This window comes from Enterovirga sp. CN4-39, from assembly GCF_049446235.1.
In the GTDB taxonomy this organism is placed as follows: Bacteria; Pseudomonadota; Alphaproteobacteria; order Rhizobiales; family Beijerinckiaceae; genus Enterovirga.
Genome location: NZ_JBMSEF010000002.1, coordinates 102,984 through 129,060 on the forward strand (window position 1 = coordinate 102,984; position 26,077 = coordinate 129,060).

Annotated in this window: 28 protein-coding genes and 1 tRNA gene; 11 read left to right on the top strand and 18 right to left on the bottom strand. The window is 66.9% G+C overall.

The window, feature by feature from the left end; translation table 11 throughout:
- Positions 1-9: 9 nt before the first annotated feature.
- Positions 10-330: a hypothetical protein gene (locus ACO2SS_RS04220; RefSeq protein WP_423276338.1), complete on the bottom strand. Its 321-nt coding sequence runs from the start codon at positions 328-330 to the stop codon at positions 10-12.
- 191 nt (positions 331-521) lie between these two features.
- Here ACO2SS_RS04220 and ACO2SS_RS04225 point away from each other — a divergent pair, with 191 nt between their 5' ends.
- The 4 genes from ACO2SS_RS04225 to ACO2SS_RS04240 all read left to right on the top strand — a co-directional run bounded on the left by ACO2SS_RS04225 (position 522) and on the right by ACO2SS_RS04240 (position 2,817).
- On the top strand, positions 522-1,160 hold the full coding sequence (locus ACO2SS_RS04225; protein ID WP_423276339.1) for a DsbA family oxidoreductase: 639 nt from the start codon (positions 522-524) through the stop codon (positions 1,158-1,160).
- Positions 1,161-1,422: 262 nt separating this feature from the next.
- Positions 1,423-1,758 (top strand): hypothetical protein, encoded by a 336-nt coding sequence (locus ACO2SS_RS04230; RefSeq protein WP_423276340.1) that lies wholly within the window; start codon positions 1,423-1,425, stop codon positions 1,756-1,758.
- A 158-nt stretch (positions 1,759-1,916) separates the two neighbouring features.
- Positions 1,917-2,642 carry a hypothetical protein gene (locus ACO2SS_RS04235; protein ID WP_423276341.1) on the top strand — a complete coding sequence of 242 codons (726 nt, stop codon included), beginning with the start codon at positions 1,917-1,919 and terminating at the stop codon, positions 2,640-2,642.
- 98 nt (positions 2,643-2,740) lie between these two features.
- A tRNA-Arg gene (locus tag ACO2SS_RS04240) sits at positions 2,741-2,817 on the top strand.
- A gap of 120 nt (positions 2,818-2,937) precedes the next feature.
- Here ACO2SS_RS04240 and ACO2SS_RS04245 read toward each other — a convergent pair.
- Entirely contained in the window at positions 2,938-3,651 is a 714-nt protein-coding gene (locus ACO2SS_RS04245) for an RES family NAD+ phosphorylase (RefSeq protein WP_423276342.1), read from the bottom strand.
- A complete protein-coding gene (locus ACO2SS_RS04250; RefSeq protein ID WP_423276343.1) occupies positions 3,632-4,033 on the bottom strand; it encodes an MbcA/ParS/Xre antitoxin family protein in 402 nt (133 codons plus the stop codon). The genes ACO2SS_RS04245 and ACO2SS_RS04250 overlap by 20 nt, the downstream gene beginning before the upstream one ends.
- Positions 4,034-4,181: 148 nt before the next feature.
- Between ACO2SS_RS04250 and ACO2SS_RS04255 the strand changes: the two genes are divergently transcribed.
- From ACO2SS_RS04255 to ACO2SS_RS04270, 4 genes are read left to right on the top strand one after another with little or no spacing between them, the layout of a single operon-like run.
- Complete coding sequence (locus ACO2SS_RS04255) at positions 4,182-4,862, top strand: multiubiquitin domain-containing protein (RefSeq protein WP_423276344.1); 681 nt, start codon at positions 4,182-4,184, stop codon at positions 4,860-4,862.
- Positions 4,859-5,449, top strand: coding sequence for a putative metal-binding protein (locus tag ACO2SS_RS04260; protein ID WP_423276345.1), 591 nt, complete (start codon positions 4,859-4,861; stop codon positions 5,447-5,449). Before ACO2SS_RS04255 ends, ACO2SS_RS04260 begins: the two co-directional genes overlap by 4 nt.
- Entirely contained in the window at positions 5,446-5,955 is a 510-nt protein-coding gene (locus ACO2SS_RS04265) for a Mov34/MPN/PAD-1 family protein (protein ID WP_423276346.1), read from the top strand. Before ACO2SS_RS04260 ends, ACO2SS_RS04265 begins: the two co-directional genes overlap by 4 nt.
- Positions 5,956-6,005: 50 nt before the next feature.
- Complete coding sequence (locus ACO2SS_RS04270) at positions 6,006-7,496, top strand: E2 ligase fold family C protein (RefSeq protein ID WP_423276795.1); 1,491 nt, start codon at positions 6,006-6,008, stop codon at positions 7,494-7,496.
- Positions 7,497-7,523: 27 nt separating this feature from the next.
- On the opposite strand, the gene ACO2SS_RS04275 is transcribed toward ACO2SS_RS04270, so the two are convergent.
- The 15 genes from ACO2SS_RS04275 to ACO2SS_RS04345 all read right to left on the bottom strand — a co-directional run bounded on the left by ACO2SS_RS04275 (position 7,524) and on the right by ACO2SS_RS04345 (position 22,925).
- On the bottom strand, positions 7,524-8,204 hold the full coding sequence (locus ACO2SS_RS04275; RefSeq protein WP_423276347.1) for a hypothetical protein: 681 nt from the start codon (positions 8,202-8,204) through the stop codon (positions 7,524-7,526).
- Between the two features lie 63 nt (positions 8,205-8,267).
- Positions 8,268-10,529, bottom strand: a complete 2,262-nt coding sequence (locus tag ACO2SS_RS04280) for a TniQ family protein (protein WP_423276348.1) — start codon at positions 10,527-10,529, stop codon at positions 8,268-8,270.
- On the bottom strand, positions 10,526-11,503 hold the full coding sequence (locus tag ACO2SS_RS04285) for an ATP-binding protein (RefSeq protein WP_423276349.1): 978 nt from the start codon (positions 11,501-11,503) through the stop codon (positions 10,526-10,528). Before ACO2SS_RS04285 ends, ACO2SS_RS04280 begins: the two co-directional genes overlap by 4 nt.
- On the bottom strand, positions 11,496-13,817 hold the full coding sequence (locus tag ACO2SS_RS04290) for a hypothetical protein (protein WP_423276350.1): 2,322 nt from the start codon (positions 13,815-13,817) through the stop codon (positions 11,496-11,498). The genes ACO2SS_RS04285 and ACO2SS_RS04290 overlap by 8 nt, the downstream gene beginning before the upstream one ends.
- On the bottom strand, positions 13,814-14,542 hold the full coding sequence (locus ACO2SS_RS04295; protein WP_423276351.1) for a hypothetical protein: 729 nt from the start codon (positions 14,540-14,542) through the stop codon (positions 13,814-13,816). Before ACO2SS_RS04295 ends, ACO2SS_RS04290 begins: the two co-directional genes overlap by 4 nt.
- The gene (locus ACO2SS_RS04300; protein WP_423276352.1) at positions 14,539-15,387 is read right to left on the bottom strand and encodes a hypothetical protein; all 849 of its coding nucleotides are present in this window, start codon (positions 15,385-15,387) and stop codon (positions 14,539-14,541) included. The genes ACO2SS_RS04295 and ACO2SS_RS04300 overlap by 4 nt, the downstream gene beginning before the upstream one ends.
- A gap of 369 nt (positions 15,388-15,756) precedes the next feature.
- On the bottom strand, positions 15,757-15,909 hold the full coding sequence (locus ACO2SS_RS04305; RefSeq protein ID WP_423276353.1) for a hypothetical protein: 153 nt from the start codon (positions 15,907-15,909) through the stop codon (positions 15,757-15,759).
- Between the two features lie 363 nt (positions 15,910-16,272).
- Positions 16,273-16,416, bottom strand: a complete 144-nt coding sequence (locus ACO2SS_RS04310) for a hypothetical protein (RefSeq protein WP_423276354.1) — start codon at positions 16,414-16,416, stop codon at positions 16,273-16,275.
- 330 nt (positions 16,417-16,746) lie between these two features.
- A complete protein-coding gene (locus ACO2SS_RS04315; protein WP_423276355.1) occupies positions 16,747-17,190 on the bottom strand; it encodes a hypothetical protein in 444 nt (147 codons plus the stop codon).
- Positions 17,191-17,364: 174 nt separating this feature from the next.
- Positions 17,365-18,189, bottom strand: a complete 825-nt coding sequence (locus tag ACO2SS_RS04320; RefSeq protein WP_423276356.1) for a 3'-5' exonuclease — start codon at positions 18,187-18,189, stop codon at positions 17,365-17,367.
- Between the two features lie 93 nt (positions 18,190-18,282).
- Positions 18,283-19,209 (bottom strand): hypothetical protein, encoded by a 927-nt coding sequence (locus tag ACO2SS_RS04325; RefSeq protein WP_423276357.1) that lies wholly within the window; start codon positions 19,207-19,209, stop codon positions 18,283-18,285.
- Positions 19,206-21,008 (bottom strand): AAA family ATPase, encoded by a 1,803-nt coding sequence (locus ACO2SS_RS04330; RefSeq protein WP_423276358.1) that lies wholly within the window; start codon positions 21,006-21,008, stop codon positions 19,206-19,208. Before ACO2SS_RS04330 ends, ACO2SS_RS04325 begins: the two co-directional genes overlap by 4 nt.
- Positions 20,920-21,330 (bottom strand): hypothetical protein, encoded by a 411-nt coding sequence (locus ACO2SS_RS04335; protein ID WP_423276359.1) that lies wholly within the window; start codon positions 21,328-21,330, stop codon positions 20,920-20,922. The genes ACO2SS_RS04330 and ACO2SS_RS04335 overlap by 89 nt, the downstream gene beginning before the upstream one ends.
- Positions 21,331-21,404: 74 nt before the next feature.
- Positions 21,405-22,187 carry a DUF6634 family protein gene (locus ACO2SS_RS04340; RefSeq protein ID WP_423276360.1) on the bottom strand — a complete coding sequence of 261 codons (783 nt, stop codon included), beginning with the start codon at positions 22,185-22,187 and terminating at the stop codon, positions 21,405-21,407.
- A 444-nt stretch (positions 22,188-22,631) separates the two neighbouring features.
- The gene (locus ACO2SS_RS04345; protein WP_423276361.1) at positions 22,632-22,925 is read right to left on the bottom strand and encodes a hypothetical protein; all 294 of its coding nucleotides are present in this window, start codon (positions 22,923-22,925) and stop codon (positions 22,632-22,634) included.
- A gap of 245 nt (positions 22,926-23,170) precedes the next feature.
- Here ACO2SS_RS04345 and ACO2SS_RS04350 point away from each other — a divergent pair, with 245 nt between their 5' ends.
- The 3 genes from ACO2SS_RS04350 to ACO2SS_RS04360 all read left to right on the top strand — a co-directional run bounded on the left by ACO2SS_RS04350 (position 23,171) and on the right by ACO2SS_RS04360 (position 25,999).
- A complete protein-coding gene (locus ACO2SS_RS04350) occupies positions 23,171-24,088 on the top strand; it encodes a DNA-binding protein (protein ID WP_423276362.1) in 918 nt (305 codons plus the stop codon).
- 347 nt (positions 24,089-24,435) lie between these two features.
- Positions 24,436-25,323, top strand: coding sequence for an Abi family protein (locus ACO2SS_RS04355; protein WP_423276363.1), 888 nt, complete (start codon positions 24,436-24,438; stop codon positions 25,321-25,323).
- Between the two features lie 448 nt (positions 25,324-25,771).
- Positions 25,772-25,999, top strand: coding sequence for a hypothetical protein (locus ACO2SS_RS04360; RefSeq protein WP_423276364.1), 228 nt, complete (start codon positions 25,772-25,774; stop codon positions 25,997-25,999).
- Positions 26,000-26,077: the final 78 nt, after the last annotated feature.

Below are 26,077 nucleotides of genomic sequence, written 5' to 3' on the forward strand. Positions count from 1 at the left end.
TGGGCCGGCTCAGCCGGCCCTGCTCGTCCGTGGGGAGAGCGTAATCAGAGGCCGGGCGCCGGGCGCGCGGCTCACCTTGCGCTCGACGACCACCGTCCGCTTGCCCGTAATGACCGAGGCGGGTGAGGCGACGGGGGCGTTGCGGAGCCGGTTCATGCGGGCGAGATGAGGGCGAACCTCGTCTTCGGTGACGCCCATCAGGCCTGCCGCGATCTCGATCTGCGCCTGAGTGTCGTCCGTCAGACCCTGGGCGGCGAGGATCGCTTCTTCGATCGTGGGCGGTTCGCGCCGAACACGCGGCGGCGGGAGCGGTTTGCGGGGCGGGCGCATGCGTCTTGTCCTTGAGCCGGAAAGAATCTCGGCTTTTGTGCAGTGCAACATATTCGGGTTCGCTTGTCCATGGCGAACCTCTCTCGAGTAGTGAGGTTCCGGATCGCGACCCTGTGTTTTCTCGCCGGCCGGCGAGGCGGATCGTCTAGGCTGACGTTACGTCAAAGCTGAGGCGGGAATGGGAGGGAAGGATGCCGGAGATGTTCGTCTTCTCGGATGTGATCTGTCCGTGGTGCTATCTGGGCAAGCGGCGCCTGGAACGGGCGCTCGACGAGACGGGTCTCCGCGGAGCGCTGCGGCTGAGGTGGCTGCCCTTCGAGCTCAACCCGGACATGCCCGAGGACGGGATGCCGCGGGCCGAGTACCGGGCGCGGAAGTTCGGGCCGGAGCGCAGCGCCGAGCTGGATGCACGGATGCAGGCGCTCGGCGCCGAGGAGGGCGTGACCTTCGCGTTCGACCGCATGGCCCGCATACCCAATACACGGCGCGCGCATCTGCTGATCGCTTATGCGGGCCGGCGGGACCGCGACGAGGCGCTGTTCCACGCCTATTTCGAGGACGGGAAAGACATCGGGGATCCGAGCGTCCTGGCGGAGATCGGCCGCGCGCACGGCCTTCCGGCCGACGAGATCGCGGCGGCGCTCGCGAGCGATGATCTGCGCGGCGAGGTCATCGCGCTGGAGCGTCGCGCTGCCGAGATGGGGATTGGCGGCGTGCCATTCTTCATCCTCGAGGGCGGCCGGGGAGTTTCCGGTGCGCAGCCGGCCGAGGAGTGGAAGCCGCTGCTGATGTCCCTGCACGCCGGACCGCGCGCTCAGCCCTCCGGCTGACGAGGCCCGACGCACCGCGGCAGGCCGCGCCGAGCGCCCGAGGCGGAGATCCAAAAAACGTCAAGCTTTCGGTCGAGGTAAACGTAAGTTCTTTCGAGATCATCTCGGTCGCCTGATCTCTTCCAAAGATCACGGGCGTGTTGATTTCCCCCGGTTATGCTGCGTGCGACAAGTTCCGGCGGGCGGCCGTCATCCGCAGGGACTTCTCCGAGCCTGCCGGGGGAGCCGCATGCCCAGGATCCGGTGTGTCCGACCCTTGTGCTTGGCCTTCGCCACCGTAGCGCTGCCGCCGACCGGCTTCGCACAGGAGGATCCGTGGATTGGGCGCTGGGCATCGCCGCGTTGCGGGGCGGACGCCACCGAGATCGTCCTGGGCCGACGGACGCTTGATCTATCCACGTTCGAGACCGTTTGCACGGTTCGCCGCGCGGGCCGGCGCGGCGACGTCTATGAGCTGGATACGGGCTGTCGCGGGGAGGGCGGATCGAGCCGGGCCACGTTCTCCGTCCGGGTGGATGGCGACGTCCTCACCTTTGTCGGCCAGAAGGGGTTCGCCTTCGATCCGAAGCGCTTCGTACGGTGCGCGGGGCGGCGATGACAGGCTCGGCTTGGTGCAGCGTCCTCTGCGGCGCCGTGCTCGCGCTGATGCCCTCCGAGGCGCCCGCAGACGTCATCCCTGCCGAATTCCGAGGTGTGTGGGCCCAACGCTGCGGTGACCCGGTTGCGCCACGGATCACGTTGGAATCGAACAGGGTCATGATCAGCATAGCGGGCGAGCGCCACAGCTACGCCGGCGTGACGGCCAGTCACAGCTGGATGGGTGGCGTGCGGGCGAGCGGCAAGCAGGTGTGGCTACCCATCAGCAGGCAGCCGAATGGCCCCTACGCTTTCGTCCTCGAGCCTCCCCCGTATGGGAAGAAGGGCCTGATGACCCTCGACGAGGGACATCCGGATCATGGCCGCGAGGTGAGCTCCCTCGTGGGGGCCAAGTTCTCGCGCTGCAGCGCGACGGCGAAAGCGGAGAGTACCGGCGAGCAGACGCGGGACGCCTCCGGCAAGGCCGGCTCGAACTGGGTCGCTCGGGCGAGCAGCAATCCTCCCGGGGTGACCCTCAACGGAACGGCGGCAGACCGGCGGGTCACGCTCTCCGGCAGCTGCAACAGGTCGGGAGGGCCGGGCTTCTGGGGATCGCTCTACGGCTACCCAGGTAGCGAGCTCAGGCGCATCGACGATCGGGACGAACCTGTCCACTTCGCCGTCGCAGGCGGTGGCGATCTGGCATCGTTCCCGGCCAGGCTGGTCTACTACGCGCCCGAGAAAGCATGGGTGATGCAGGCCGGTTTGCCAGCCGCCTTCCTGGCCGCATTTGCGCGAGGCGAAACGCTCACGATCCGCAATGGCCAAGGCAGGGACGTGATCACCTTTCCGCTCGCCGGCGCCGGGCAGGCCGCCCAGATCATGCGCCAGGGCTGCGGCACGTGAGACGCATCCGGCCGGCCGGAGAACCCAGCGTCACCCGCCGCGTGCAGAAAGCCCTTTCCCTTCCGGCCCGCCTCGCCTATGGTCCGCCGCGTCGGCAAGCACCCGTAGCTCAGCTGGATAGAGCGTTGCCCTCCGAAGGCAAAGGTCACACGTTCGAATCGTGTCGGGTGCGCCACCCTCTTCTTGTACGCCACATAAGTCGCGACCGGGTGCCAGAAGATCCGACTTTTTAGGCCCGGCGCTCAGCCACAGAGGTGGCCCGTCCTGCTGACCAGAGCGGGGGTGGCAACATCTGCTACGCTGCCCGCACCGACTTCGCGGACCGAAGCTCGTCGGGGATGATCGTCAAGCCGTCAGCGAACGAATAGAGCGCTTCGATCTTCTGGCCGTTCCAGACGTACCTGAAGTGCTCGGATTGCGTTGCTCGGCCCAACGAATCGGGGTCGAGAACCGCGACGCATGACGCCCCCGGTCGTTCCGGGCACTCGAAGATAACGCCGGCGCAATCAGTTTCAGCGAGTTCGCGGCCCAGCTTCCAGCGCTCCTCGGTAGGCATGTCGAGGGGCAGGCTGCGAAGGTCGGAGAACGTGCCCTCGACCGTTCGGACAAGAACTCGCATGTCCAGCATGATGGCGGATTCCGCGGTGCGCGCCAGAAAGGCTTCACGCCGCGCAACGGAGATCGACAGGGCAGTCTGGAGGTCCGCGGCAAGTTCGAGGACCGGGATGGTCGGCGGGAAGAAGCGGCTACCCTCCGGATTGCCATAGGCAAAGGCGGCGTGGTTCCAGTTCTGAAGCCTCGCCGATGCCACGTCTGTGGCCCGGGTCCCGATAAGACGCTCCCGCTCGCGCAGCCTCGGATTGGTCAACGCTTCGATCTCGGCGACGTCGTTGCCGTCGCCCTGCCCGATCCGCTCAAAGAGGTTCACCGGCGGGAAGCGGGACGGGATCAAGTTGAAGTGCTGACCCCGAACCTTGATCCTGGACGGGTTAACCGCCTCGTTGCGCATCGAGATACTGTCTCACGCGGTAGATGTCGACGACCTGCCCTTTCAGCATAACGTCAAGCGCACTCTGGCCGTCGAAATAGCGGTTGGGCCGCCGCACCCATCCATCCGCATTCTTCGGCTCCGGCAGCAGGATTTGCAAGGCCTTGTAGATCCCAAATAGATGCGAGATCCGCTCGACCGTGTCACGCGGGAGCGAGCCGCCGTCCTTTTTCCATTTGAAGAATGTCGACCGCGCGGGAGATCCGAGCAACTTGATCTGTTCCTCGGTGGTCAGGCTCCAGAGGTCGGCAAGTCTGGCGAAAGACGCAAATGCCGCGGCCTCCTGCTCTGAAGTTGTCGTCGAATTGCGCTCCGGGGACGTGGGTTGGGCAGGCACGCGCACCCCCTTCCGAGCGGAGTCCAGATTCGGACTTGATGCAGCCATTTGGTCCATATAGATACAAGTCCAGATCTGGACTCGAATCAGACCCTAGTCCCGCCGGGACTCGGCATCAAGAGTCGAGCGTCCGGTGAGGTGAACGGAGTATGAGATGAACGAGCGCAAGCGGTACACGGCCCAGGTCGATGGACGGCAGCTGACATTCGATGATGCCGAAGTAGACGGACGCGAGATTAGGCACGCCGCGGATCGTGACCCCGCGAGCGCCTACGTGCTCGTCGAAATCCTTCATCGCTCGACCCGCTCCGTCGGCCTGGAGGAGAAAATCGACCTGTCGAAGTCGGAGCGCTCCTTCCGCACTTTCGAGAGCGACAGGACCTTCAACTTCACGGTGAACGAGCGCGGGTTCGAATGGGGCATCGGCGAAATTGGCGAAGCTGACGTCCGCCTGATCGCGGAGATCCCAGCCGACCAGGACGTCGTCGTCGAGGGCGATCCTGATATCGTTGTCGCGCGGGGCGGCACGATCTCTCTGCGTGAGCGCGGCAGCGAGCAGATCGTCGGCCGTCGCCGCAAGCCGCCAGGCAAGATCAGCCTTTCGATTCTCGTGAACGGGGTTGCCGCGGAACTTCGGGCGAAGCCGGACGACAAGCTCGGCGCGCTGCTCGAAAAGGCCCTTGAGGAGACCGAGAACGTCGGTCAGCCGGTCGAGAAGTGGGAGCTTCGCGACGAGGCGGGTGAGTTGCTCTCCCTCGACGAAACGGTCGGGGCGCTGGGTCTCAAAGACGGCGCGATCCTCGTGGCCAGCCTTCAGACCGGAGCGGCGGGATGAGCCAGGTCGTCGATCCTAGCGTCAGTCGGGCGAAGTTCGAGCGCGAGCTCGCGGCCTATCGGGCCGCTGAGCCGACCTTCGTCGCGCGGGGCATCTGGCTGATGCATGCAGAGTTCCCGGTCATGAAGTTTGCCTTCTTGGCCGCAAAGCTGAGGCCGGCCCAGATCGTTCTCGCGGCTCGCATCGATTTCACAGACTATGACCTGCATCCCCTGTCAGTGCGCTTCGTTGACCCCTTCGACGACCGGGAACTCGCGAAAGAGCAACTACAATCTCTCATGCGGCGCCTTGATCCCGCAGCGCCCGAGGAACTCGTCGCGGCCGCCATGGCGGGCCAAGCACCAATGCCGGTACAGGAGTTGGTGCAAGGATATCCAGGCGTGCCGGCGTTCCTGTGCCTGCCAGGGGTGCGTGAGTACCACGACAATCCTGCGCATTCGGGCGATCCGTGGTTCCTCCACCGTTCCACAGGCGAAGGCGACCTTCGGAACATCCTGGAGAAGATCTGGCGCTATGGGTCCGACCCGATCACCGTAATGACCTTCGCCATCTCGGCCCAACTTTCGCAGCAAGCTGTGCCCCGATGACGACCTCTCTGACGGAAGTATCCGCGGTGGTCGTTCCGCGCAGGGCAATCGACGCGACGATGGAGCAGCTTCGGGCTGCAGGGCGCCGCGGCCTCGAAGGCATTGCCTTCTGGGTCGGCGTACATTCCGGGCCGATGTTTCACGTGCGGGAAGCCTACATCCCCCGCCAGCAGGGGCACAGAACCCCTCAAGGAGTTGCCGTGACGGTGGCAGGTCCGGAGTTGCACCGCCTCAACCTGTACCTGCACCGAAACGAGCTCAGGCTGATCGCGCAGATCCATTCGCATCCGACGCACGCCTATCACAGTGCCATGGACGACGAGTACGCGGTCGCGACCGCGCTCGGTTCGCTCTCTCTCGTGGTGCCGGACTTCGCCGCCGCGCCCTTCACGGTTGAGACGTGCGCCGTGTACCGGCTCCAACGGCGACCGTGGTGGCAGTTTTCCGAAAAGCCGCGTTGGACGGCCGTCGGGGATGCGCCGCGCCTTATCCGGATCGAGGGCTGATTGTGGCGCTGGCCAACTTCTTCGAACGAGCGCGCCAGAGCGCCGCGCAGGTGCTCCAAGCCTATGATCCTGCGTGGTTCGAGGAGCGCCTGGAGACAACGGTCGTCAGCTTGTGCTTCGACGAGCATGCCTGCGCCTCGGCGGAAGGCTTAGCGACGCTCGACCTGACGACGCGGCTTCTCGCCCGCTTCTATCCCAACCTCGCGTTCACCTCGCTCTCACGCTCACGCAGGGCAGGCAGCGTCCGCACGCGACTGGTCGAACTCGCGCGGACTATCAATCCCGAGATCGACGTCTCGCGCGAGGGCGGGACTACCGGGATCGTGGTCGGCCGGTCCCGGGTGCCCGGTCTGGAAACCGCGATTTACGCCGGCTCCGATGGATGGGTGGCGAGGGTTTCCACGCGAGTTCCGGTCGGCTCAGGTGCCAGCCGTAATCCGTTCGGCGCCGGAGCGTCGGCCTGTCTCGCGGCCGCGAACCTTTTCCGGTCCATCTTCGCCGATCATCTCAAGGGCGCAGCGCTCGACGGGGAAAGGTCGCTCTCGCTCCTGGATTTCACGGTCGGCGATAACTTGCCTGCCGGTCCGGCCATCGACGATATCGATCTCGGGCTGCTGCGCCTCGTGGGCCTGGGAGCCATCGGGAACGGGTCCCTCTGGGCCCTGTCCCGCGTGCATGGCCTGCGTGGAGCGGTTGACCTGGTTGATCCGGAGATCGTCGAGCTATCGAACCTGCAGCGTTACGCAATGTGCGACCAGGCGGACCTGGGGAAGCATAAGGCTGATCATGCGGCCGCCCTGGTGCGCCGGCCGGAACTGGACGCCCGGCCGTTCGCGATGACCTGGCGGGAATACGTCAGCAGGCTCGATGACCGCCGGATGGAACGCGTGGCGGTGGCGCTCGACACCGTTCGTGACCGACTGGAGGTGCAGGCATCCCTGCCGAAGCGCCTCCTGAACGCGTGGACCCAGTCCGGCGATCTCGGGGTTTCGAGACACGATTTTCTCGGACCCGACGCTTGTCTGTGCTGCCTTTATCTCCCCCGCGGTGCCACCCGAAACGACGACGAGATCGTGGCGCAGGAGCTCGGTTTCGGAGAGCCCGACCTTCAACGCATTCGCGCGATGCTTTACTCCGGCGAACCCGTCGGATCGGCTTTCGTTGCCGAAGTCGCAGGGAGGACCAATGCAGAGGCTGCGGCCCTGCAGCCGTTCGCCAACCTCCCGCTTCGCGCGTTTCGCGCCAAGGCTGTTTGTGGCGGGCTGGTGCTTCGAGCCGCGGACGGCGGGGGCGCCGAAACCGAGGTTCCCTTGGCGTTTCAGTCCGCCATGGCGGGAATCATGCTCTCCGCGGAGATTGTCGCGGATTGCGCGGGATTGAGCTCGCCCACCCGGGCAACGCGAACGGTCGTCGACCTCATGAGGCCACTTCCTGATCGCATCAACGTTCCTGCACTCAAGGCGAGCAGGTCGACTGTCCCACGCTGCATCTGCCAGGATGCCGACTTCATCGACGCTTACACTAACAAGTACGCACTGTGAGCCTCGTGATTGGAGATATAGGTCTCGTTACCGACCATCACCGTAAAGCTGACGCATGGCGTGCGCGTGAACGGCGTCACGGCAGCGGATGCTTGTGAAGTTCAGGTCAGCCGCCTCCCCCCTCTGCACCAGAAGCTTGAGGCGGTCCTGGCCTTTGGCGAGCAGCTGGCCGATGCCGTGCGGGCGTGATCCGTCTTGCCAGATAAGGTGGATCACGTCTGCGGCCTTGAAGACGTCCTCGTATGTCGTCGCGCCGGATTTGATCAGGTCGCCGGTCGCGTTCGCCATCTCCACCAACTCGTCGAGGTGCGCCGCTTCCGACGCCGCTTCCGCGCGGAGGCGGTCGAGGTGCGGCGCGACCTCGGGCGGTGTTGGGGCGTAGTCCTCCACCACCGTCGATCCGTCACCGAAGGCGTCGTTCATGGCTTCCGCCTCGAAACGATCTCTGCAGGGCAGGCCCTCGACGACGTCGCGCCGGAGCGCGCTGCGCGCCTGCGCGGGCGTGAGGTCCGCCCCGCCCTTGACGAGGATGTGGTGCAGCGTCGTGCCGGAGCCGGGTCCGCCCTCGTTCCAGATCGCGAAGAGCACCTCGGCTTTCTTGGCCACGTTCCCCATGTAGGACAGGGCGTGTGCGGGCGAGGCGCCCGCGAGTTCGCGGAGATGAAAGTTCGCGCGGCCGAGGACGCGGCGACGCAGCTTATGGTGCATCTACATGCTCCTGGGTTGAGGGATGAAGGAGGTGCAGGCCCGCGCAACTCCGCGGGCCGGAGGTCACGGGGGGCTCAGAAGCGCCTTCGCTTCCGACAGGCGGGCGAGTATCCGTTCCTGGATGGCCGGCCAGGCACTCGGGCTGGTAGCCGCCGGCGCGGGCAGCGATCTGGTCAGCCTGATGAAGGTGCCCTCACGCGAGACCGCCCATTCATTGACCCTCGTGGGAGGGTCGATCCGTTTGGCTCGTGCCGAGATCTCGACGACGTCCCTGTCCGCGTCCAACACGACCGTCGCTCTGAGGTCGCCCTTCCCCGTTCGCAGAGACAAGCCGCGTTCCCGCCCGGCAAGGCTCCACTCGTTGCGTTCTGCGAGCCGATGCAGGAACGCCGCCTCAAACGCCCGGACGCTTCCGCTCGCCTTGGCATCGGGGTCGCAGGGTAGCCGGAGGACCTTGCGCGCGCTCGCCCGGTTTACCGCCACAGTCGACGATCCGTCCGACAGCGGCAAATCCAAGAGGCGGACGCCACGCGCGCGAAGCTGGGAGGGAACGTGTCGACCGGCGAGTTCAGGCACCTCGGCGTAGAGGGTCGTAGGAGCCCACGACCGGCAGACAGCTTCTACGGATTCCGCCGACAGCCGCCTCCACGCCTTCCGCTCCGACGCAACGGCCTCGATCTCGCCCTGTTCACACAGGGCGTCGATGACGTGGACGCGGTCGCCGTACAAGGTCGCCGCCTGGTACCGACCAAGGCCGGGAAGCTTGGCGAGCGCGGCGCGGGCAGCGGATGTCTGGCCGCTTGTTCGCAACGCATGACGACGCGGCTGAGCAACAAGCAGATCGCCCAGCTTGTCCCCGACGCGCACGAGGATGGGTCCGTAGCTTCGCACCATTGGTCCGAGCACGTGGCTGGGATTGGTCTTGCAGGTTCGGTTCAGCAACCCGAAGCGCACGGTCTCGGGTGGGGCCGTTTCGATGCGCGTGGCGTGGCGCAGGATGCCGTCGGCGAAGCGCGCGAGTTCCTCGGGGTCGAAGCGATCCCGACTGCCGAATTTTCCGATGATGCAGAACACACTGATATCGCCGTTCGCGACGAGGGCGTCGAAGCAGCTGCGAGTTACGCCGAGCAGTGCCGCTGCCTCATCCCGCCCGACAAGCCTGCGCAAAGTGGAGCGAACCTGTTCGGCCTGTTCTGGCGAGAACGCGCGATAGCGGCTCCGGGCGCTGCCGAACTGCCGCTCGTGGATGCCGAGCTTCTCGGCGATGCGTCGCAGCCTGATCTCGGTTATTCCGAGCTCCTGCGCGAGCCGGGGAACGGACAGCCATCCTTCGACGCCGCGGCGCCATGCCTGGGAGGTTGCCGTCGAGAACTGGCCGCGTTCCACGACGACTTGGAGCAGAAGTTCGTCGACGAGGCTGCGATGCGCGCTGTCCTCCTCCTCCCGCAACTGGTCAATCCAGCCGAAGGAGGCACCACGACCTCGACCGGCACGCATGCGCGCCCGGTGGTCGGCGACGCCCCGCAGGAGTTCCAGCACGCCGTCGCGTCCCGCGGTGGTCACCGGATAGCCCGCCTTCATCACGGTCCCGAGCTCAAATCCGGGGGTGGCGTCGACAGTCGGCCGCCGGCGGTCCGTTCCGCCGAGCACGATCCGTCCCATGAACTCCACCATCTCGATGGCCTCCCCGAGCGTTGGGAGAGCGTCGAGCAGCGGGACGGGGACGACCTCCTCTACGCCGAGCCGGCCCAGGAGGTAGGCTTCGAACGATGGGGTCGGGCGCTGATTCCGCGGAATGCCGAAGCGCAGGATGCCCTTGCCTGTCGGCCCGTGGGTGAACGAGGGGGACCACCATGGGAGCGGGCGTCCGGACGGGTCGCGCCACTCCAGGTCCAAGTCGTGGTACGGGCAGCGCGCGAAGCTCGGCAGGTCCCACCAGGCTCGGTGATACGCCTGCTCGGCCAGGCAGGCCGGGCAGAAGCGCCTCCGCAGCAACTGCCAGTGTTTGCGGCGGACTTCCTGCCCCATGATCGTGACGCGGTTGGGGAAGACCACAGGCGTGGCTTGCGCCAGCTCGTCCCTGCCCTGGATCGGGAAGGACTTTGCGAAAGCGAGGCACTCCGCAGGCTGCAAGGAGATCCCGTTGAGGCCGTGCGAAGCGAGCATGACGCTGACGCTGGGGCGTCGATTGAGCGCGCCGAGGCGGACGACGTAGCCGTGGGCCGGCTCGCCGGGCTTCGGCTTGTCCCATTGCGGCAGGGGCGGCTCGTTTCGGCCGCCGAGATCCGTGAAGACGCGCGGGGCCGCGCCGGCGACGGCACTCATCGCGTTGCTCCCGCCGTCTTCGAAGCGGGACGCCGCGGCGGCGCGCCCGACAGGTCCTCGCGGAACGGGTTGAACGTAGTCCCGACCGGCTTCACCAGGTCCCAAGCCGTTGCGAGATGTCCAGGCTCGACCTTGGGCGCACCCTCGTTGAGGGCGTAGCAGGCGGCCCTGAAGACGAAGGCCTTCAGGCGGCCGATGAGGCCGTCGCTGACCCAGTGCAGCCGGGCGGCGCACCATTGGCTTCCGAGCCCGGACTTCTCGACGAACGGCAAGCGCGTATCGATGTGGTCGCAGAGCAGCCGGAAGCCGGCACGATCCTCCTTATTCTCCCAGGTATAGGGCAGGACGATGTGGTGGGGCAGGAGGCCCCGACCTTCCAGCTGGGCGTCGGCCTCCATCAGCGCGTAGGTCTCCATCAGGCCCGCGACGAGAACGTTCAGGGTGCCGAGGTCAGTGATCTTGCGCAGGTATCCCTGGCAGGCCCGGAGTGCGGCGGGCCGCTCGGACTGGAACGCCTCCTGCACTTCGTCGAGCAGGAGGAGCTCGGTCCGCTGCTCCTGCAGCCCGAGAAGGATGTTTCCGAACACGGCTTCCGTGTTCATCTTGCTGGCGCGTCCGACGTTCAGAGCGTCCGCGATCCGCTCGACGAACTTGCGCTCGTTGCAAGCCACTGGAAGGTCCACGTAGACCACGCGGCGAACGAGCCCTTCCTCTCCGCGTTCGACGGGGAAGCCGGCGGCGTAGCGCTTGAGCACGTAGCTCTTCCCGGCGCGCGACTCGCCCGCCAACGCGAACAGGGACCCGGTGTCGTTCACTCCGCCGTCGACGGGCATGTGGAAGCGGCGGACCTGTTCGGTTGCTTCCGAGAACCGGTCGTGCCCGACGAACAAGTTCTTGATGATCAACTGCTTCTCGGGAGCAGGAAGTGCCGCACGGTCGCGACGTTCCCGGGCGGTCATGGCAGGTTCACTCATCGGCGGTACTCCACTGCTTCGTTGCTCGGAGGGACGACAGGTCGTCGTCCTCGTCGTCGAGTTCGTACGGTCGTCCTTGCGCGCCGAGCGTCGGGGCCGGGTCTTCGGTCGCCTCCGGCGTCGGGGTGTCGGACGTCGGTACGGACGGTGCGGGCAGGGCTGGGACGCTCGCGGGCGCCACGGCCTCGCCGGCGTCCTCTGTCCGTTCCCCGCCCGAGCGAATGCGCCGCGCGAAGGCGAGCGGGTCCAGGTGGGCCGCAGTGCCGGCATCCGCTGGCCTAGCGGCTGCGACCGTGCTCGCGAGCCGGCCCACGCGCTGGGCGTGAAGGAACCGGGCGAGGCGGCGCTGCACTCGTTTTCGGCCGGGCTGTGCGCGTGCCGCAACGGCGAGGTCGGCAAGATGGGCGAGGCTGCGCATCAGCGCGTCGAAATCGAGCGCCTCCTTGACGGCGCTCTTTGCGTGCGCGACCGCCAGGTGGTGGACGTGTCGATGGCGGCCCTCCGCGTATGCCCGGTGCGCTTTCGTCGCCGGGACCACGATGATGCTGCCGCTCGGGTCGTAGGGGTTTTCGACGTAGATCCGGCCGAGATCGTTCGGGTCACGCACGCACTTGTACCGCGTGCCCTTGCCGCTCTGCCTCGCGTTCTTGTGCTCGGGGTGCGTGAGCAGTCTGACGAGCTCGGGAGACTCGTACTTGATGTAGTCCCAGACGATGCCGTCGTTCTGGATCGTGCGCATCTCCCATTCGCCGCACAAGGCGATGAAGAGCTCCGCTGGAGGCAGTGGTCCGCTGAGTTGGTTCTTGGCCTTCTCGTTCCAGACCTTCAGCGGGATGTCGCCGACGCCGCGCAGCAGCCCGAGCCCGCGTGAGATGCGGGCGTTGTGGATCTCCACCAGGAAGAAGGCGAGGAGGGCTTCGAAGTCGCTGAACCTGATCTTTGCGCTTTCGACGGGGTTCTCGTCGTAGTCCTTCAGCTTGAGGGCGTTGGACTTCGTCGAGCCCGGCAGAAGGTGGATTAGGCCGGTGTTCTGGTAGCCGAAGAATCGTTCGAGCGCGCCCTTGTACCAGGGCGTCTTCGGCCGGAACCGGGGCTTGTTGATCTTCAATTCGCGACAGGCGGCCTCGATGTCCTTGCCAATGAAGTGCAGGCCGTTGTCGACCCAGAGGTTCTCGATCTTTCCGAAGCAGGGCCACGGCGTGTTGATCGCCGGAAAGCGCGCCATGTCCTTCGGGTACATCGCATGGCGGAGGCCGGCGACGAACGACGCGTAGCTGGGCGCCTCGTAGCCGACGCTGAACCCGATATGCATGCCGGTGGCGCGGCACCTGAACAGGATCAGGTCGGCGCGGCCGAGCACGATGTCGCTTTCGTCGTCAACCAGCAGGATGTCGAGGGTGCAATGGTCGACCTCGACGTCCTGATAGGGACGGTCGGGCAGGGGCTGCGTCTGGTAGGTCCGGTTTTTGGCGGCGAAGGACGGGCTGATGCGGTAGTAGTCGCGGGTGTACTGGTCGACGGCGGCACAGCGGCGCTGGAACGTGCGCTTGGAGGGCGTCGGGATCGAGGCAAGCTCCTCGGCCGAAAGAAAACGGCGGTAGGAGCGCTTGACGACCTTCACCGTCGAGACGACCTTGGCATAGGCGATCTCGGTCGTGACGTCGGGGTTGAGCCAATAGGACAGCCCGCGCCCGAGCGCGATCTCCCCGATGCCGCCGAACGGCGTGCGCCGGTTGCCCTTGAGCGAGTGCAGGCCGACAAGGCAGGCATTGCCGTGGATCGACCCGTACTGGGTCCACAGGTCGATCCAGTTCAGCACGGTCGTGAAGTCGGGTGCGCTCTCGCCGCGAAGGTCCGCGACCTTCGTGACCAGAGGCATCAGCTTCCGCCTGGAGCGCTTGAACCGGTACGGGGTCCGGGGACCCTCCCCCCCGACATGGCCGCGCAGGCACGCTTCCACGTAGGCGAGCTTGCGACTGGCCTCCGCGTTCTGTTCCGGGGTCAGGGAGATGCGGTTCGGAAAGGGTGCGCTCAGCGTCGCGTACCGTCCCTTCCCGAGAAGGACGCTCGCATCGCCCGCCGCGGCCATGAACGCCAGTTGCTGGTCCGAGACGAACAGCAGGTCCTTGTCGGACAGACAGATGAACTGGAGCCGGTCGTCCAGGCGGCGCTCGAACTCCCACGTCCTGCCACTGATCCGGAAGACGTCCTTCGCGTTCAGGTCGAAGCGGAGGGTCGTCGCGGGCGCGCTCGACACGGGGAAAGCGGGCAGGAGAGCGACATCGTTGGGATAAGCAGGGAGAGCCGCCGTCATCGAGCGTACCCCCGGATTTCCGTGCGCTCGGACAAGGGCTGCCCGAGGTCGAGCGCGACCTCGCCCGCGAGCGCCAGGTTCATCAACGCCGTGTAGGCTCGGCATTCGCCGGGCCGACCCGGGAGGTCAGCGGCGGTGACCACCGCCGCTATCGTGGTCGGGGACGGGAGCCCGTCGAGGACGTCGCGCACGCGCAGGACGGCCGCCTCGTCACGGACGATGTAGCGGTGACGTTCCATGATCTGGGCGTTGCCGAGGCGGGGTTGCGCCCGGATCTCGTCCTCGCTGAGGACGACGAAGTTCACACCGTGGTCGAGGGCATAGGCCTCGGTGATGAAGGGCTCGCGGCTCGTCCACTGAGGCAGGGTGGTGAAGAAGAGTGCCTTCGCGTCCAGGACGACGATCTCGCCGGACCGGTACCGGACGGTGACGTCCGGTACGTAGGTCCGGGGCACGAACCCGCCGCGCCCGTCCGGCGTGAAATACCGGAGCTCGTGCGATTCGATGGCGTAGTGGTCGATGTCTGGATTGGCGCCGAGCAGGGAGCGCAAGTCACGCTCCAGGAGGCTCCGAAACGGCGCCGGGCCGAGGGCCTTGTGGTCCGCGCCGACGCCATCGATGGCATGGCCGTAGTTGAAGCGCGGCGTCTCGCGCACGACCGGCGCTCCCGGAAACAATCCGAGATCGTCGGGGTGCACGGACGAGATCCTCCGGGCGCCGCTCACGCGAGCGCTCCCTTGGTGACGCGCGTGGTCCCGTCGAAGGGCTTGCTGAGATCGAGGCCCACCTCGCCCCGCAGCGCGAGGTTCATGAGGCAGTCGAGCACCCGGTCGAGCACGGGGCGGCTCGTCAGCTTTGCCCGGCGGTGGACGGCCTTCACGGTCGTCGGCAGCCCGTGCAGGGCGAGAGCCGCGCGCACCCTCTGGAGGTCGGCATCGGTGGCTTCGGGGGCGCGCCGCAGCATGAACTCGCGGTTGCGACGCGGGTGCCGAGCGAAGGGCTTGTGCTCGCTCCACTTGAGGAAACCGACGCGGTGACGCTTGTACGCCGCCCGGATCGCGTCGGCTTCGTTCGCTCGGCGGCTGCCGTTCGCGCCGGGCTCCCAAGAAGGGGCGAGCGCCAGGGCCGAAACCTCGCCGTTCGTGCGAACAAACACGAAGTCGGGCACGAAGGTGCGCAAGACCGTCCGCCCGCCCTCCTTGAACGGGTAGCTGAGGACGTGAGCGCGGGGGACGATGCGCGTGATCTGCGCGTCGCAGGCGAGCATCTGGAACGCAGCCGCCTCCAGGCTCGTCGCCGTCACGTGGTACCCGTTGGGCAGCTTCTCCGAACGAACCACGTCCGGAACCCCGTCGCGGCGCGCAGCCGCCGGACAACGGAACGCGTCATTCGGACCGAGGCCGAGATCGTCCGGGTAGATGGACGAGAACTGGTCGGCGGGAAGGTCCCGGGTCATGACGGACTTGTCGTCAAGGAAGATGATGTCCAACCGGACAGTGTCCGTACACACCGTCCGGTTCGGAACGGGCATAGGGACGCGGTGGATCTGGGTGGCGTGCAGAGCGGACATGGGGAACTCCTCGTCGGCCGATGAAGGGAGGGGAGCGGGGGTCAGGGCGCCGGTCGGAAGCGGCGGGGCTGAGCTTCGATGGGTGCGTCCGCCGGCCCGTTGAGGGGCTGGGAACGGAAGCTCGGACCGTTGTCCGTCCAGACCACGGTTGGCAGCCCGCGGAAGACGCGCTCCAACGCGGCCTTGTGGGCGGGCGAACGCACAGGCACGAAGCTGGGCTTACTCATGGGAACAAGACCTCTCTGTCCGGCGCGCTTGGGGGCGCCCGGCGTGGCAGTCGTGGTCTGGGAAAGCCGGCGCGCGGCGCCGGACGCGGCTATGAGGATCGGCCTTGGAGGGTGACCCTGCAGGTCACCCTCCAGCTGGCGCTCAGGCGGACAGCCAGGGCCCGGTGCGCCCGCGCTGGCGGGCAGCCAGCGGCGCTGTCGGGTGATGATCGCCCCAGTCGTCGAAGTCGGGATCGAGCACCTGGAGGGTGTCGAGCCAGTATGGGGCGTCGTCGTGATTGAAGTCGGTCAGCATTCCTTATCCTTTTCGGTCGGAATGCCTCGGTGTTCCGGCTGCTCGGCCCTTCGGAGGGTTGCGAGGCAGTGTACCCAGCTGTAAGAGGGGATCTCCAGGGACGGCTTACGCCGCCTCTGGCCGGATCGACCGAGGCTTGAAGAAATCGCGTTCCCGGGTGGGTGCGAATTCGGTGTCGGAGAGACGGACTAGGGCCTTGACGGGGTTGGAAGATCGTCGAGGTCCACGTGTCCACTCCCCAACGGGGTGACGGGCTCACAAAAGGCGCGCGACCATGTCGTGCGCCTTTTGTGTTTTCGGCGGTCCGCGCGCTGGTTTCGAACGCGAGTGCATGCTGCTCTCCGTCTCAATCGGCTGGTGCGATTAGGCTTCCGGGCTCTCCGGGAAGCCCTGGCCGAGCGGAGGGAGCGGGTAGAAGTCGCCGCCCGCGTCTTCCAGAACCGGACGGAAGAGCCGGCCCGTCTGAAAGATGTTGAGGTCGACCTGCACGTAGTCGTTGTCGGACATTGTTAACCTTCCTGGAGCTAAGTCTCCCGATCAGGTCCATTCTTGTCCGAAAACGCTTGCCGCAACGCGCCGACAGGCGTATTGAACAGATTCCAGGGACGGCTTACGCCGCCTCTGGCCGGATCGACCGAGGCTTGAAGAAATCGCGTTCCCGGGTGGGTGCGAATTCGGTGTCGGAGATACGGACTAGGGCCTTGACGGGGTTGGAAGATCGTCGAGGTCCACGTGTCCACTCCCCAACGGGGTGATGGGCTCACACAAGGCGCGCGACCATGTCGTGCGCCTTTTGTGTTTTCGGCGGTCCGCGCGCTGGTTTCGCTATTCTCAACGCTAGCTCCCTTGGTTTTCAGTGAGGCCTGTGATGGCCGGGGGCGCTCCGGAGAGGGAGTACCAACGTTTTCCGTCGTGAACGACGTACTTGGCTTCCTTCATGCGGGCCTTGGCTTTCTCGGCAGCATCCTTGGTCAGGCCGCCCTTGATCACCACGGCGTTCAGTTCACCTCCCGAAAGGCCGGCCGGCCCGGCCTCCTCCAGCGCGGAGATCATGAGCCGAGCGGCCATGCTCCGCGGAACCGAAGGCGGTGCGGCAGACCCGTAGTGGGACCTTGCCGGAGCAGAGGGGATCGGCGCCTGGCGGTAATCGTCTCGCATGAGCAACTCGATCTCCACCTTTGCCCGCACAATCTCCTCCTCTGCATGGCGCCTCTTCTCCTCGAAGAAGGCGACGCTCCGCTTCAGTTCCTCCAGCCTGCGAAGGCTGCGCTCGGGGATCATGTCTCCACTCCCTCGTCCCATTTTGAATCATAGGGGAGAGCCCAAGCGTCCACAAGGAAAAAGTAGACTGACGGACGTTTTACGTAGGCCTGGCCGCGATTATACCTAATGCTCTCTTTCTTTGGTGGCGCGCTCGTCGGAGAGCGGGCGGGTTAAGTTGATGCGGATCTCAAGTCAGGTTGCGATGGAGCGGCTCTTCCAACTATCCAGAAAGATGCCGAGGTGAGGCCTCGCAAACCGCTCCGTCTCTAGGTACCGGGTCAGGGATGCGATTGATGCTTCGTATCCGGCCTGGTCCGTTCGCCCGGAGAGGAGGGCCCAGCGAGCGTAGAGGTAGAAGGTCTGGATGGTGTCGGTCTCGCAGTATGCCCGGATGCGCGGGAGCTCCCCATTCTCGTAGAGGTCGGCAACCATGGCGCCGTTCTCTCCGATCTTGCCGGGCAACCCGACTGCCTTGGCCGCCTCGTCCAGGCGCATCCTGGCCGCGGCGCCGTGCGCGGACAGAAGGTCCATGACGTCGGCGTGGTATTCGTCGCTGTAGCGCTGGGCGTAACCATCCCAACGGCCGCCTCGCTTATGCCAGACGGCGGTCTGGATGCCGTGGACGAAGGCACGGCATCGGAGCACGGGCAGGTCGAAGGTGCGGCCGTTCCAGGTCGCGAGCCGGTAGTTTCCCCGTTCGAGGAGGCGCCAGAAGCCGGCGAGGATGCGAGCTTCGCTCCAGTCGACTTCGCCACCGCTTGCGACCCGCTCGACGGTGTAGGATTCCGGTCCGCCCGGGACGGGGCGCTCGATGCGCGCCTCGACGAAGGATACGCAGACGATCCGGTTCCAGAAGGGCTTGGGCAGGCCGTCGCCCCAATCGGCCGGGATGAGCGCCTTGTCGCCGGCGGTCTCGACATCCAGGCAAAGTAGCTTGTCCGGCCGGGTGCCCATCGTGACCGGTCGCGGCGTCTGCCAAGTTGGGGTGGCGGGTTCGGCGGTTGGGTCGAGATGCATGTCGGACCTCCAGGACAGGGCGGGATCGAACAGTTGATCGTGTGCGGCGGGTCGGGGGATCGGCGACAGGCCATCGCTGCCGGGGAGACGCTCTCACACGACGATGATGCGGGCGGGCTCGCCGCCGTTCGCGGGGTGGGCGGGATCGAGCGGGTTCGAGAGGACGCGCGTCCTGCCGATCCTGAAGTCGAAGCCGACCGGCACCGAGCCGTGCACCCAGGCGGCTGGCGCCCATGGTGCCGACAGGTCTTCGTCCATGTCGGAGGTCAGCCAGGCCGCGGAGAGAGGGTCGACGCTTTCCCGCCAGATGCAGCGCGGTAGGCAGAGCGGGCTGGGCGGGAACCCCGTCAGCACGACGGCCTTGTCGCCCGGTCTGGCGTGCGGCACGAGGCTACGGCTTTCGTTTCCGAAGCCGCCTTCGCCGAGCGAGATGCTCGTGAGCGCGTCCTGGATGAAGGCTCGCGACCGATGATGCGCCCCGACTGCGTCGTGCGGGGCGAAAGGGATGCCGTTGGCGCGGAAATGCTTCAGCACGCGCCAGCGGTGGCGCGCATGCTGGCGGGCGTGGCGCGCCTCCCGCCGCCCGGCGGCCTGGAAGGACGGCCAAAGCACCGCTCCCAGGAGGTTCAAGCCGATCCCGTGCGGGCCGGCGATGCGAACGGTCGTGTCGTGCAGCAGCGCGATCCCGAGCCGCTCGGCCACCTCCGACGCTTCGGCGACGGCTTGGTCCAGCGGCGCACCGTCGGCGAAGGCGGCGGCGCCAGGAACGAAGGCGAGCACGCGCGTGCCGCGCAGTCGGTCGAAGGTGGCGGCGAGTTGCCGGACCGACCCAGCGAGGCCCGCGGCCCCGCTGCTGCCGGCGACGACGATGGCGTCGCAGGGCGGAGCTTCTTCCGGAAGAAGGTCGGATCGACCGTCGAGAGGCAGGTCGGTCAGGACCCAAAGGCGGAAGTGGACGTCGTCCACGTCGCGGAGAATGCCGGGAAGGCCTGGCTGCTGCGCGGGCGGTTCCGTTCTCATTGGAGAAGCCCTCGCTGGCTGTCGCGCGCCCGCAGCACGGCTTCGACGGCCCGGCGCAGCCGCCTCACGGAGCCGCCGGCCCAGCGGCGGCGCAGGGCGTCGATCTCGAACGCCGCGAGCGGCGCAATGAAGCGCGGGTCATCGCCGTTCGCGGTTGCGATCTCACGCAGCACCGAGGCGGCGAGCGCGGGCAGGTGCTCGCGCCCGGGTGCCGGGAACGTGACGATCTTGAGGCGATCGAGAAGCGGCCCGGGCAGGCCGTCGCGGCGATTGGCCGTGAGCACGATCAGGACGTGCGACAAGTCAAGTTCCGCCTGTAAGCAAGGGTCCTGAAAGTGCGCGCTGCTTTCCCGTTCGCCGAACAACAGGATGCTGTCCCAAAGTCTGCCGTAGTCTTGACGCACAGCGGCTTTGTCGCTCTCTTCGATGAGGATCATCGGGTTTGCTTGGCGATGCCGCGCGACGGCCATGAAGGGGCGGCAAGGCTCGGCTGAATACCACCTGCGTTCTGTTCCGCCGAAAGAACCTCCCGCGTCGTTTGTACCGTCGACGCGGAACAAACCGACCCCGAGGGTTTCGGCGAGGCGGCGCGCGAACCTTGACTTGCCGGCTCCGGGTTCGCCTTCGATCAGGATGGGGTTGTCCAGGCGCAGGTAGCGTCCGCGCGAGACTTGGCCGAGGATGACTTTGATGGCGTCCCCTGCTTGTGGGAAATCGGCGAGGAGCTCGGTCTGGACCCGGGCGAGATCCGGGACCGGGACGAGCGGCAGCGGTCGCCCAATCGCGTCCTCGTAGCCTTTTCCCCATTCCGTTCTGCCGTGGCGCCCTGCGCTGCCGCCCACTCCTGCGCAGACGAGCACGTGGCCTTCGGGCACGGGCGCATCGGCGGGCTTCTTCTCGACCGACTTCTCGGTCGGGACCTGTTTGAGGTCGGGCCAGGACGTCCGGCGGTCGCGCCGCGCCCGTTCACGCTTAGTGGCGATGGCCTCGATGGGCTGCGTGGCGACCCGACCGAGAACGGCAGCGATGTAGCCGTGCGTCTTGTCGCTGAGGTGGTCCGGTGTGCCTGTGGCGCCCACGATGGAGAAGCCGAGGGCCAATTGGCGAAATTCGAGCTTGAGGGCGTCGAAGGCTTCGCCGAGGGCTTCTCGCCAGGCGACGACGGCGGCGGCCCGGCGTTCGCGGTCGGCCGGGAAGGTTTGCGCGAACAGCGTGTCGAGATCGGTGACGAACGCGGCGTCGAGCTCGTTCTCGTCGTCGTCTGTTTGCGCGGCGGCGGACACCAGCGCGAGCTGATGCAGCGTGGCGCCGACCTCCGGCAGGCGGTCGAGAGCCTTCCAGGTGGCCCGTGCGAGCCGGCGCGTGACGGCTCCGTCTTCGCCCGGGCTCGTGAACATGAGAAGAGCATCGGCGATGTCTCGCGCGGCTTGGTTGTCGCTGGTGGCGGCGAGGCCATCGAGGACGGCGATCTCGCCGGACGGCAACCTGCAGCCATGCTCGACCCACAGGGCGAGCGGCCCTTCGAGTGAGAGATCGAGCGCGCCGGCTTCGGCAACGAGGTCGCGCGCGAGCGCGGCCGTGCCGCCTGCAGCGCAATGGGCGGCGCGCAGGAGGCGGGGGAATTCGCGCAGGACGATCCCGCGCGCGACGTGGTGGGGGACGCTGGTCATCGGAGCTCCTTGCGTGAGGGCGGAGGGGCGGATCTCCGGTTCAGCGCGGCCGGCGGGGCCGTACGGCGTCGACCATCGGGCAGCGCCGTGCCCAGGCCTGGGCCAGGGCGTCGGCGCGGATGTCGCCATTGGCTCGGGCCAGCGCTTCGAGCCCGTGGGCGAGCACGAGGGCGGCTGCCGGGTTGCCGCCGCAGGCCGCCTGCACGAGCGCCGTCATGGCGAGATCGAACGCCGCGGTTTGCGGATCGGTGCGGTCGTGCAGGCGGTCGACGCCGACGCCGACGGCGGCGAAGGCTTCGCCCCGTGCTGCTGCGGGCCAGCGCCGGTCCATGAGTTGAAGCGGTCCCTTGGCGAGGGTGTCCCGGACCGACTGGAGTTCTTGTGCGCGGATGTCGTCCGGGTGGAGCGAGCGCCAGACGGCGAGCGCGTGAATGGCCGTGTTCTTTCGCATGGGTCCTCCGGGCGCAAAGCTTCGCCGTCCCGGTCAGGAACCGGGCGCTGGGCATTGCTGGTTTGGGGGAGTGGCTAGTGCGAGGTCGGCGCGGAGCCGGCGGGCTCCGCAATGCGGTACCAGCGGGACATCGTGCGGATCCAAGTGCCCGCCGGGTCGGCGGCGTAGAGATCGCTGGTCCAGATCCTCCGGCCGGGTGGGAAATCGGGGTGGCCGGTCACCTCTCCGGTGACGATCCGGAGCGCTCTGGTGTCGGGGCTCCAGTTTCGCAGGAGGGGGGCGTCGGCGAGGTCTGCCGGAGTGGGGCGCTGGCCGTCGGCGATGGCGTCGAGCACGTCCGAGAGTTCGCGCAGGCGCTCGGGCAGGGAGCGGCTGTCACGCTGGATGGGATGCGCGTTCGGGCCGCCCAGGGCGGCTGCGAGCTCGGCGGCATCGGCCTGCGGGTTTTGAGAGGCGGCATCGACCGCGGCGAGAAGGATTGCGCCGGTTCGGAGCGTGTGCGGCAGGGGTTTGCCGTCGAAGAGTGCTGCCGCCTCGTCTCGGGTCGGGGCCGGGAGGGCGACCGGCAGGCTGCGCGGCGCAGAGCCGATTCCGAGGTTGCGGTTGAAGGCGGCCGCCGCGTGCGCGCCTCCGCCACGGCCGCACGCGAGCAGTCGGGCAGGTGCCGGTTGACGGGCGTTCGGCGAGGCCCATCCGGCGTGGACGGCACGTTCGGCGGGTGTGTCCAGGTCGTTGCCGGAGAGCGCGACGCGGGCGGCGTGTTCGCCGAGCGGGTTGGTTCCGATGGGCACGACCGCAGCATCCAGCCGTGCGCGCAGGGCCTCGTGGCGGATGAGGGGGCCGGGAAGGTCGAGCACGACGTCGCGCTTGTCCCGTAGCGCGGCGGCGATGTCCTCGTCGGCGCGGAATGCGAGCTCGGGCTCGGCGGCGATTTCGCGTTCGACAACCTGGATGTCTCCCAGTCGTCTTTGGGCGGGTGGAAGGGCGGTTTCGCCGGGTTGCGTGATCCTGACCAGGGTGACGCCCTTTTCGGTTTCGGCGTTTCTGGCGTGGGCGAGCAGCAGGGCGGCGTGGGCGGCGTCGCTGCGGTCGGCTAGGCTGAAGAGGGCGGTGATCGAGATGGGTAAGTCCTCCTTCGAACGGAATCCGACCGCGCTCGGGCGAGCTCAGCTCGTCCAAGTGCAGCCGGATGACGACATCAGCAGAAGAAACGAATTATCCCACGAAAACCGGCCACAATGCAATGTGTTGCTGCTCTGGTCAATTCTGTTCGTGGGCTTATAGTTAACGAATTGTCAGGATTACAGGCCGAACCAGTTGCCCTCGTCATCGGCGAACGCGTCGGGCACGAGCCCGAGGACCGCGTCCAGGTCCTGGCCGAAGTCGTCGAAGTCCGGGTCCACGGCGTAGCTCGTAGGCGAGGCGTGCAGGATTTCGTCCTCGACGTCGGGCTCCAGGATCGTCGGCGCGATCCGGGAACGCCGGTCGGGGCGGGTCCGAACGGCCGCGCGGCGGCGGCGGTCGGGGGGGAGCGCGGGCGCGGCGTTGGTCTTGGGCTGGAATTCGCCCCTGGTCTGCGGCTTCGGCTCGTTCATGACGCCTCCGTTTTTGCAACGAGGCGAATTGTGCCACGGAAGGAGCTCTAGTGACTAGAGATATGTCCAGGGTTGTTGGACAGCACCCTGGCCGGATGCGGACAAGTTTACGGGACCGGCCTGGGCGAAATGCGACTCGCCGGCCGTAACAGTAACGCGTAGCGCTACGTGGCACCGTTACGCTCGCCCGAGAACGCTTTGGAAAGGCTGGTCCGCGAAGCTCTCAGCGGGTGGAGGGGACGGCGATGCCGACACGGAGCGAGGTTGAAAGAGCCGCGCGGGAATTGCGGCGTGCTGGCGAGCGGGTGTCCGTCCGCAATGTTCGACGAAAGCTTCCGAAGGGCGGCTCGTATGGCAGCATCGGTCCGCTTCTGGCGCAATGGAAGGTGGATGCGGATTACCGTCCGGGGAAGCTGCCGTCCGAGGTGCCGGCTGGTTTGACCGGGGCTGTGAATGCGTTCGTGGCGCAGGTTTGGGCCGCTGCGAGGGTTGAGGCGGACAAGGTCGTCGAGGCGGAGCGCAAGAGGCTTGAACTGCTGGAGCGGGTTCACGAGCGCGAGGCGATTGCGGCGTGGGCGGAGGTCGACCGGCTGAACGAGGTCGTGACGGATCTGACGCTGAAGGTGCGCCAGCTGAGGTGGCAGGTTCCGAGGCCGCCGCCGCCGGCACCCCCGCCCGAGACGCCGGAGCAGGCGGAAGAGTTTGAGCGCCTGCGTGGCTTCGTGGGGTCGTTGCCGGGCGATTGGCTCCGGCGGGGAGGTGGCGTGGTGCGGGACGGCGGGAGTTCCGCACATCCGGCGCGCGACGCGGAGATGGAGTCTCTGCTGCGACCGCTGGAGGCGCGCTGGGCGACAGAGCGGGCCAAGGGAGCTTTTTGGGACGGGGTGATGCAGGAGGCCGCGGCGGTGATCGCGGCATCGAAGGACCGGGCGCTCGGGGTCGCGGAGATCCTGGCCGGGCTGAGTTCCGGGCGCCGGACGGAGGCGGTTGCGCATGGCGGCCTCGACGAGGCGGTCTTACGTCGGGAGATGCAGGTCCGCGTGGACGGCGGCAGATCGTTTCGCCTGCTCGACGACGGTCGTTTCGGGCTGCTGGAGGACGGTGGGTCGCCCGGGCGGATTGAGGGTCCGGGGCGGCGGCGGACGGGACCGGCTAGGCGTTGATGGGTGCCTCCCGCTGAGGGGCAAGGTGGGCTAAGTCCGCACGTGCGCAAGGCCGATCCGCCCTGTCGGCGGGCACCTGACCGATTCGCCTGTTCGGGCTTCTGAGGAAGCGGAAATCCGGGGCTCCCCGGTGGCCTTGCCGCCTCCGGCACTCCTCCTTAGTTGTAGGATTGCCGCATCCGCTAGGGGACCGTTCACCAAAGCGGGAGACCGCGCCGTTCCTGCTTGACGAACCCCCACCGATGCCCGACATTGGCTGCAACAACACCCCCCACGCCTCTCCATCGGAAGCGCCTCAGGGGGGTTTTTCTTTTTCTGGCGTCCCGTTCTCGAAGCCGGCCATCGACGTGCCGGCTCAAGTGGCGCTCCTTGGCGAGCGCGGGCTGCTGGTTCCTGACCCTGGCGCGGCCGAGCGCTTCATCAGAAACGTCGGCTACTATCGCCTGTCCGGCTACTTCCGGAATTTCTACGAACGTCAGAACGGGAGCGAGGCGCGGTTTCGTGCGGATCGCACCTTCGACGACGTGGTTGCGTTGTACAACTTCGACCGGAAGATCCGGGCGCTTCTCATGCGCGCGTTCGAGCGCATCGAGGTGGCGAGCAAGGCAACGTTGTCCGATGCCGGCGCGCAGGTCGGCGGGCCGTTCTGGCTGTGCGACCCGGCTCATTTCGACCGCGGTGCGCATGACGAGATCATGAGCCTCGTCATCGAGAGTGTGGGTGATAGCTCCGACCGCAACAGCCCGGTCTTCATCCAGCACTTCTACGGCAAGTACACGGATGCGTGGCCACCATGTTGGATGGTCATGGAGGTCATGTCCTTCGGCAAGGTGTCGAGGGTGTACCGGAGGGCGAAAGGTACCATCAGGCAAGCGGTCGCTCGTCAGTTCAACGTCCAGCACAACGTCCTGGAGAGCTGGCTTCATGCCCTCGCGTTCGGTCGAAACGTGTGCGCGCACAATGGCCGGGTCTGGAACCGCCGCTTCACCATCAAGCCGCAGGTGCCGAAGATGTACCGGGGCGAGTGGGCCGAGCGTGACGCCGACCGTCTGTACGTGCTGTGCGGGATCATCAGGCATCTCCTGGCCGAGATCGATCCGACCTCCCCGTGGGCGCACCGGCTCAAGCTTCTCATTGCGGAGCGTCCCACCTTCGTGACCCTGTCGGGCATGGGCTTTCCTGACGGATGGGAGGGTGATCCGCGCTGGAGCACGCCGGCGCCGCATACGGTCTGAGGCAGGAGGCGCGGCAGCTGAGTGCTAGATTTGATCTGGGCCGTCGTTCCCGGTCAGCCCGTCATACCACGTCGCATAAATCGACGATTTCACCATGGTTCGGTTCAGGTCAGGCGCTCCGTCCTCCCACCATGCCGGCCCACGCTCGCCCAGTGCCCGCTTCAAGCTGTTGACCTTGCCCCGTGCCGTACCCTCTCCTTCGCAGTCGCCGGCGCGTTTCGCCACCCCGACCGCGCAACGGGCTGCCATCAACTGCCGCACGAGCTCCTGACGCTGGTCCTCCCCGAGGCTCGGGTTCGACATTCGCCATAGCCGGCCACGTACCACGAAGTACCGGCCATCCGGCGTGACGGGGTACTCCACGAATTCGAGAGGTTCGGTCCAGTGACCTGGCGCTCAGCTTCAGCGCTTCTGGCTGAGCGCGGAGCCTGCGGCAGACTTGCTTGCCTTGGACGAGCGGCCGTCGCTTAGCGTCTTCGAAGCCTTGCTCGCTGCCCCCGACGAGGTGTTCTTCGTGTTGGTGCTTTCCTTCTGGGACAGCGCCGATCCTGCCGCCGATTTGCTCTTCGATCCGGTCGATCCGCTGCTCAGCGTCTTGGACGCGGACGATGCTGCCTTGGGCGAGGTCGTCTTTCCAGCCATCGTGATCCTCCTGCCGGACTTCCAGCCGGCGTGAGATCCGTCGGTTGAGCCGTCCCCGGCCTGGCGCCGACGGAAGCGAAGACCAGGGCTATGTACGCCTAACACGCATCTG

Coding starts and splice junctions, on each gene's coding strand:
- ACO2SS_RS04220 (WP_423276338.1), bottom strand. CDS start 330: ATGCGCCCGCCCCGCAAACCGCTCCCGCCGCCGCGTGTTCGGCGCGAA.
- ACO2SS_RS04225 (WP_423276339.1), top strand. CDS start 522: ATGCCGGAGATGTTCGTCTTCTCGGATGTGATCTGTCCGTGGTGCTAT.
- ACO2SS_RS04235 (WP_423276341.1), top strand. CDS start 1,917: ATGATCAGCATAGCGGGCGAGCGCCACAGCTACGCCGGCGTGACGGCC.
- ACO2SS_RS04245 (WP_423276342.1), bottom strand. CDS start 3,651: ATGCGCAACGAGGCGGTTAACCCGTCCAGGATCAAGGTTCGGGGTCAG.
- ACO2SS_RS04255 (WP_423276344.1), top strand. CDS start 4,182: ATGAACGAGCGCAAGCGGTACACGGCCCAGGTCGATGGACGGCAGCTG.
- ACO2SS_RS04260 (WP_423276345.1), top strand. CDS start 4,859: ATGAGCCAGGTCGTCGATCCTAGCGTCAGTCGGGCGAAGTTCGAGCGC.
- ACO2SS_RS04265 (WP_423276346.1), top strand. CDS start 5,446: ATGACGACCTCTCTGACGGAAGTATCCGCGGTGGTCGTTCCGCGCAGG.
- ACO2SS_RS04275 (WP_423276347.1), bottom strand. CDS start 8,204: ATGCACCATAAGCTGCGTCGCCGCGTCCTCGGCCGCGCGAACTTTCAT.
- ACO2SS_RS04280 (WP_423276348.1), bottom strand. CDS start 10,529: ATGAGTGCCGTCGCCGGCGCGGCCCCGCGCGTCTTCACGGATCTCGGC.
- ACO2SS_RS04285 (WP_423276349.1), bottom strand. CDS start 11,503: ATGAGTGAACCTGCCATGACCGCCCGGGAACGTCGCGACCGTGCGGCA.
- ACO2SS_RS04290 (WP_423276350.1), bottom strand. CDS start 13,817: ATGACGGCGGCTCTCCCTGCTTATCCCAACGATGTCGCTCTCCTGCCC.
- ACO2SS_RS04300 (WP_423276352.1), bottom strand. CDS start 15,387: ATGTCCGCTCTGCACGCCACCCAGATCCACCGCGTCCCTATGCCCGTT.
- ACO2SS_RS04305 (WP_423276353.1), bottom strand. CDS start 15,909: ATGCTGACCGACTTCAATCACGACGACGCCCCATACTGGCTCGACACC.
- ACO2SS_RS04310 (WP_423276354.1), bottom strand. CDS start 16,416: ATGTCCGACAACGACTACGTGCAGGTCGACCTCAACATCTTTCAGACG.
- ACO2SS_RS04315 (WP_423276355.1), bottom strand. CDS start 17,190: ATGATCCCCGAGCGCAGCCTTCGCAGGCTGGAGGAACTGAAGCGGAGC.
- ACO2SS_RS04320 (WP_423276356.1), bottom strand. CDS start 18,189: ATGCATCTCGACCCAACCGCCGAACCCGCCACCCCAACTTGGCAGACG.
- ACO2SS_RS04325 (WP_423276357.1), bottom strand. CDS start 19,209: ATGAGAACGGAACCGCCCGCGCAGCAGCCAGGCCTTCCCGGCATTCTC.
- ACO2SS_RS04330 (WP_423276358.1), bottom strand. CDS start 21,008: ATGGCGACATCCGCGCCGACGCCCTGGCCCAGGCCTGGGCACGGCGCT.
- ACO2SS_RS04335 (WP_423276359.1), bottom strand. CDS start 21,330: ATGCGAAAGAACACGGCCATTCACGCGCTCGCCGTCTGGCGCTCGCTC.
- ACO2SS_RS04345 (WP_423276361.1), bottom strand. CDS start 22,925: ATGAACGAGCCGAAGCCGCAGACCAGGGGCGAATTCCAGCCCAAGACC.
- ACO2SS_RS04350 (WP_423276362.1), top strand. CDS start 23,171: ATGCCGACACGGAGCGAGGTTGAAAGAGCCGCGCGGGAATTGCGGCGT.